Below are 4,418 nucleotides of genomic sequence, written 5' to 3'. Positions count from 1 at the left end.
AGGGCGGGGAGCCTCGCCCGGACACGGTGACCACGCCGTTGACCCGCGTGGACGACCACGCCGGCCTCTACACCGGCTCGATCACCGCGGTGCAGCGCAACCGCGAGCTGCACGGTCCCGGCGAGGACGCGTTCGCGGAGCGGCGCGCGCAGCAGGCCAAGCAGGCCCGGGACGCCGAGCGCTCCGGCTCGCACGCGGCCGAGCCGGGGCAGGGCCGGGCGGCCCGGGAGGGGAGCGCGACCGCGGAGGCGCGGAGCGCGGAGGAGGCCGACCGGACCGACGACGCGGTCACCCGCCGCCGTCAGGACGACGAGGACTGAGGCCGGCTCAGCCGCGGCGCGTCGGGTCCTGGTCCTCGACGGGCGTGAAGGGGTGCTGCTCGACCATCGGCTCGGAGGCGGGCAGGCCGCGGGTCGCGGGGTCGGTCTCGGCCACGTGGCTGACGGCCTCCGGGGTGCGGTCCCCGTACTGCGTGTACTCCTTGACGCACAGCACCGGCTGGTCGATCTCCTGGAGCAGCTCGTCCGAGACGGAGCCCATCACGAACCGGCCGAAGCCGCCGCGGCGGCGCACGCCGATCACCACGATGGACGGGTCCAGCTCCGCGGCCACGTCCTTCATCTCCTGCACGGTGGAGCGCCCGCGCGCGTACTGGCGGAACTCCGCGTCCACGCCCGAGGCGTCGAGGCGGGCCTGCACGCCGCGCTGCTGCTCCTCGGTGACGAGGGACTTGGTGCGGTGCTCCCCGCCCGGGCCCGCGTTGACCACCACCACGCGCTCGCCGGTGGAGCGGGCGATGTCCAGGGCGGTGTCCAGGGCGGCGTCCGCGGACGTCGAGGGGGCGTAGCCGACGAGGATGGTCATGGGGTGCCTCCGCGGGGGTCGAGGTGAGGAGTCGAGACTGCAGGGTGTGGCCCCAGCGTAGTGGCGGCGGGCCGCCCCGGGGGAGGGCCGACGGCGCCGCGGGACGGCTCAGCCCTCGCGCAGGTGGCGCAGGTGCGCGGCCACCGTCTGGACGGCCACGCGCGCCACGGTGCCCTCGAGCCCGGGGTAGATCCGCGGGGCCAGCTGCTCGGGGGTGACGGTCGCGGCCTCGTCCTCGCCCAGCTCGGCGAGCGCCGCGCTGACCTGCGCCAGCCGGCCCTCGCGATGGTGCCGGTAGTCGCGGGCGACGACGTCCAGCGGGGCGGGCACCGGCCCGTGCGCGGGCAGCACGGTGAGCGGGCCGGCGGCCTCGAGGCGGCGCAGGCTGGCCAGGTAGTCGGTGAGGGTGCCGTCCGGGTGGTCGAGCATGGTGGTGCCCGAGCCGAGGATGGTGTCGCCCGTGATGACCGCGCCGTGCGCGCCCGCGTCCGGGACGGCGAACGAGTAGGAGTCCGAGGTGTGGCCCGGGGTGTGCCACGCCAGCACCGGGGTGCCGGCGACGTCGATCCGCTCGTCCGGCGTCAGGACGGCGGCCCCGCCGCGGCACCAGTCCGGGTCCGCGGCGCGCACGGGGGCGCCCGTGGCCGCGTGGAAGGCGTCCACGCCGCCGGTGTGGTCCGCGTGCCGGTGCGTCACCAGGATGAGCGCGATCCGGCGCCCCTCGGCCGCCGCACGGACGCGCTCGAGGTGGGCGGCGGCGTCGTCCTCCGGGCCCGGGTCCACCACGACGGCCGCATCTGAGTCCGGTGCGGCGACCACGTACGTGTTGGTGCCCGCGAGGGTCATCGGGGAGGGGTTCTGGGCGGTCACGCAGCGCACCAGCGGGGCGGGCGTGAGGCCGGGCGTGGCGGGGGTCGTCGTCATAGGCTCGAGTGTATGGAGAACCAGCAGACCGGCCAGGCCGCGGACCGCGGCACCATCGACACGCGCGAGGGGCTCACGGGCAACTACGTGCAGTCCGGGGCGGAGTTCACGCGGGACACGAACTACATCGCGGACCGGATCGTGGCGGACCCGGAGGCCGTGCGGGCCCTGCCCGTGGCCGAGCCGTCCACGGTCGGCCGCGTGGGTGGCGGGCTCACCGAGGGGGCCGAGGCGTGGCCCGTCGAGGCGGGCCGCTACCGCCTCGTGGCCGCCCGGGCCTGCCCGTGGGCCAACCGGGCCATCATCGTGCGCCGCCTGCTCGGCCTCGAGGACGCCATCTCGCTGGGCACCCCCGGCCCCACCCACGACGAGCGGTCCTGGACCTTTGACCTCGACGAGGGCGGGAAGGACCCCGTGCTCGGCACCGAGCGGCTCCAGGAGAACTACTTCACGCGGTTCCCGGACTACCCGCGGGGCATCACGGTGCCGGCGATCGTGGACGTGCCGACGGGCGGCGTCGTGACCAACGACTACCCGCAGATGACCCTGGACCTGTCCACCGAGTGGACCGCGCACCACCGCGACGGCGCCCCGCAGCTGATCCCGGACGCCGGCCCCGAGCGGGACGAGATGTTCGAGGTGATCGAGCGCGTGTTCACCGAGGTGAACAACGGCGTGTACCGGTGCGGCTTCGCCGGCTCGCAGGAGGCGTACGACGCCGCGTACGAGCGGCTGTGGGCCGCGATGGACTGGCTCGAGGAGCGACTGACGACCCGCCGGTTCCTCATGGGCGAGCGGATCACCGAGGCCGACGTGCGCCTGTTCACCACGCTGGCGCGCTTCGACCCCGTGTACCACGGGCACTTCAAGTGCAACCGGAACCGGCTGACCGAGATGCCCGCGCTCTGGGGCTACGCCCGCGACCTGTTCCAGACCCCCGGCTTCGGCGACACGATCGACTTCGCGCAGATCAAGGCCCACTACTACGTGGTGCACGAGGACATCAACCCGACGGGCATCGTGCCCGCCGGCCCGGAGCTGGCGAGCTGGTTGCGCGAGCACGGGCGTGAGGAGCTCGGCGGCGACCCGTGGGGCGGCGGCACCGCGCCCGGGCCCGTGCGCGAGGGTGAAGAGGTCGACCCGGCGCACACCCCGCTGCGCTGACCCGCCCCCGCTTTCGTGCGGGAAACGGGAGCCTTCACGGGCGCTTTCGTGCGAGAAACGGGAGCCGTCCGGGCCCGGCTTCCCGCACGACGGCGCTGGGGGACGACGACGGCGCGCACCCGGCGATTGAGGCTCGCCTGCCCTTCGTGGCGGGCGGGCCACGACTGGAGCATCCTGGTCCCCATGAACGAGTCCACCGCCCCCTCCGAGCCCACCGTCCGTGACGACGTCGCCGCCTCCTCCGGCCACGCCGGCCCCGAGCCGCACGCCGGCGGCGGGCTGCACGAGCGCCTGAACTGGCTGCGCGCCGGCGTGCTCGGCGCGAACGACGGCATCGTCTCCGTCGCCGCCACCGTGGTGGGCGTGGCGGGAGCGACGACGGCGGTCGCCCCGGTCGCGATCGCCGGCGTGGCCGCCGTCGTGGGCGGCGCCGTGTCCATGGCGCTGGGGGAGTACGTGTCCGTGTCCTCGTCCTCGGACTCGCAGAAGGCGCTGATCGCCAAGGAGCGCCGCGAGCTGGCCGAGGACCCGGAGGGCGAGCTCGAGGAGCTCGTCGGCCTGTACGAGGCCGAGGGCCTGAGCCGCGCCACCGCGGAGACCGTGGCCCGCGAGCTCACCGAGAAGGACGCGCTCAAGGCCCACCTGCGGGCCGAGCTGGGGATGGACGAGACCGGCGTCGTCAGCCCGTGGTCGGCGGCCGGCGCCTCGTTCGTGGCGTTCCTCCTCGGCGCGCTGCTGCCGTTCCTGACGATCATCCTCGCGCCCGTGGACATCCGGGTGGCGCTGACCTTCGTCACCACGCTGCTCGCGCTCGCGGTGACCGGCGGCATGGGCGCGTGGCTCGGCGGCGCCCGGGTACTGCCGGCCATGCTGCGCGTGGTGATCGGCGGCGCGCTCGCCCTGGCCCTCACGTTCGCGGTGGGCGCCTGGCTCGGGACGACGGTGGCCTGAGCGGGCAGGATGGCCGCATGAGCGAGCCGGAGCGTACGGGACCCGAGACCACGCCTGACGGCCACCACATCGTCGTGGACGGCCGGAAGTGGCGCGCCCAGGACCCGCACATCCCGGAGGCGCTCGCGGGCGAGCTCGTGAAGGGGCTCATGGCCGCGCGTCGGCTCGTCCGCACGGACCCGACGACGGCGCGCCCCCGCGTCCAGGACGCGAAGATCGCGCTGGGGGAGCGCGGCGACCCGTGGTGGGAGCCCACCCCGGAGGGCACACGCGAGCGGCTGGCCGCCGCGATGCGGACGCTGCTGCGCCAGCGGGATGAGGGGAAGACCATCTGCCCCTCCGACGCCGCGCGCGTGGCCGGGGGAGAGGCGTGGCGCGACCTCATGGACGAGGCCCGCGCCGTGGCCGCGGAGCTGCACGCGGCCGGCGCCGTGGAGGTGCGGCAGAGGGGCGAGCGCGTGGACCCGGCCGCGGCGCGGGGCCCGATCCGGCTGGCGGCGGGGCCGCAGCTGGGC

General features: G+C 75.6%; 6 protein-coding genes. 4 read left to right on the top strand and 2 right to left on the bottom strand.

The genetic code is table 11. From position 1 onward, the window contains the following. Positions 1-320 (top strand): hypothetical protein (locus NWP10_RS10660; protein ID WP_258300888.1); only part of this gene is annotated, 320 nt, incomplete at its 5' end. Between the two features lie 7 nt (positions 321-327). Here NWP10_RS10660 and NWP10_RS10655 read toward each other — a convergent pair. Together NWP10_RS10655 and NWP10_RS10650 are read right to left on the bottom strand one after the other, a co-directional pair. Beyond that, positions 328-864, bottom strand: coding sequence for a universal stress protein (locus tag NWP10_RS10655; RefSeq protein ID WP_017489538.1), 537 nt, complete (start codon positions 862-864; stop codon positions 328-330). Between the two features lie 108 nt (positions 865-972). Continuing rightward, positions 973-1,788 (bottom strand): MBL fold metallo-hydrolase, encoded by an 816-nt coding sequence (locus NWP10_RS10650; RefSeq protein WP_258300887.1) that lies wholly within the window; start codon positions 1,786-1,788, stop codon positions 973-975. Between the two features lie 12 nt (positions 1,789-1,800). On the opposite strand from NWP10_RS10650, the gene NWP10_RS10645 reads away from it, so the two are divergent. From NWP10_RS10645 to NWP10_RS10635, 3 genes are all read left to right on the top strand, one after another. Beyond that, positions 1,801-2,952, top strand: coding sequence for a glutathione S-transferase family protein (locus NWP10_RS10645; RefSeq protein ID WP_258300886.1), 1,152 nt, complete (start codon positions 1,801-1,803; stop codon positions 2,950-2,952). Between the two features lie 183 nt (positions 2,953-3,135). Beyond that, positions 3,136-3,903 (top strand): VIT family protein, encoded by a 768-nt coding sequence (locus NWP10_RS10640; protein ID WP_258300885.1) that lies wholly within the window; start codon positions 3,136-3,138, stop codon positions 3,901-3,903. Between the two features lie 17 nt (positions 3,904-3,920). After that, a partial coding sequence (locus NWP10_RS10635) for a DUF3253 domain-containing protein (protein WP_258300884.1) occupies positions 3,921-4,418 on the top strand: 498 nt, incomplete at its 3' end.

This window comes from Micrococcus sp. HG099 (genome assembly GCF_024723355.1).
Lineage (GTDB): Bacteria > Actinomycetota > Actinomycetes > Actinomycetales > Micrococcaceae > Micrococcus > Micrococcus endophyticus.
Note: the sequence above shows the minus strand (reverse complement) of the source record. Positions and strands in the feature narration are given on the sequence as shown.

Excerpts from the sequence above, each read along its gene's own strand:
- NWP10_RS10655 (WP_017489538.1), bottom strand. The coding sequence starts at position 864 with ATGACCATCCTCGTCGGCTACGCCCCCTCGACGTCCGCGGACGCCGCC.
- NWP10_RS10650 (WP_258300887.1), bottom strand. The coding sequence starts at position 1,788 with ATGACGACGACCCCCGCCACGCCCGGCCTCACGCCCGCCCCGCTGGTG.
- NWP10_RS10645 (WP_258300886.1), top strand. The coding sequence starts at position 1,801 with ATGGAGAACCAGCAGACCGGCCAGGCCGCGGACCGCGGCACCATCGAC.
- NWP10_RS10640 (WP_258300885.1), top strand. The coding sequence starts at position 3,136 with ATGAACGAGTCCACCGCCCCCTCCGAGCCCACCGTCCGTGACGACGTC.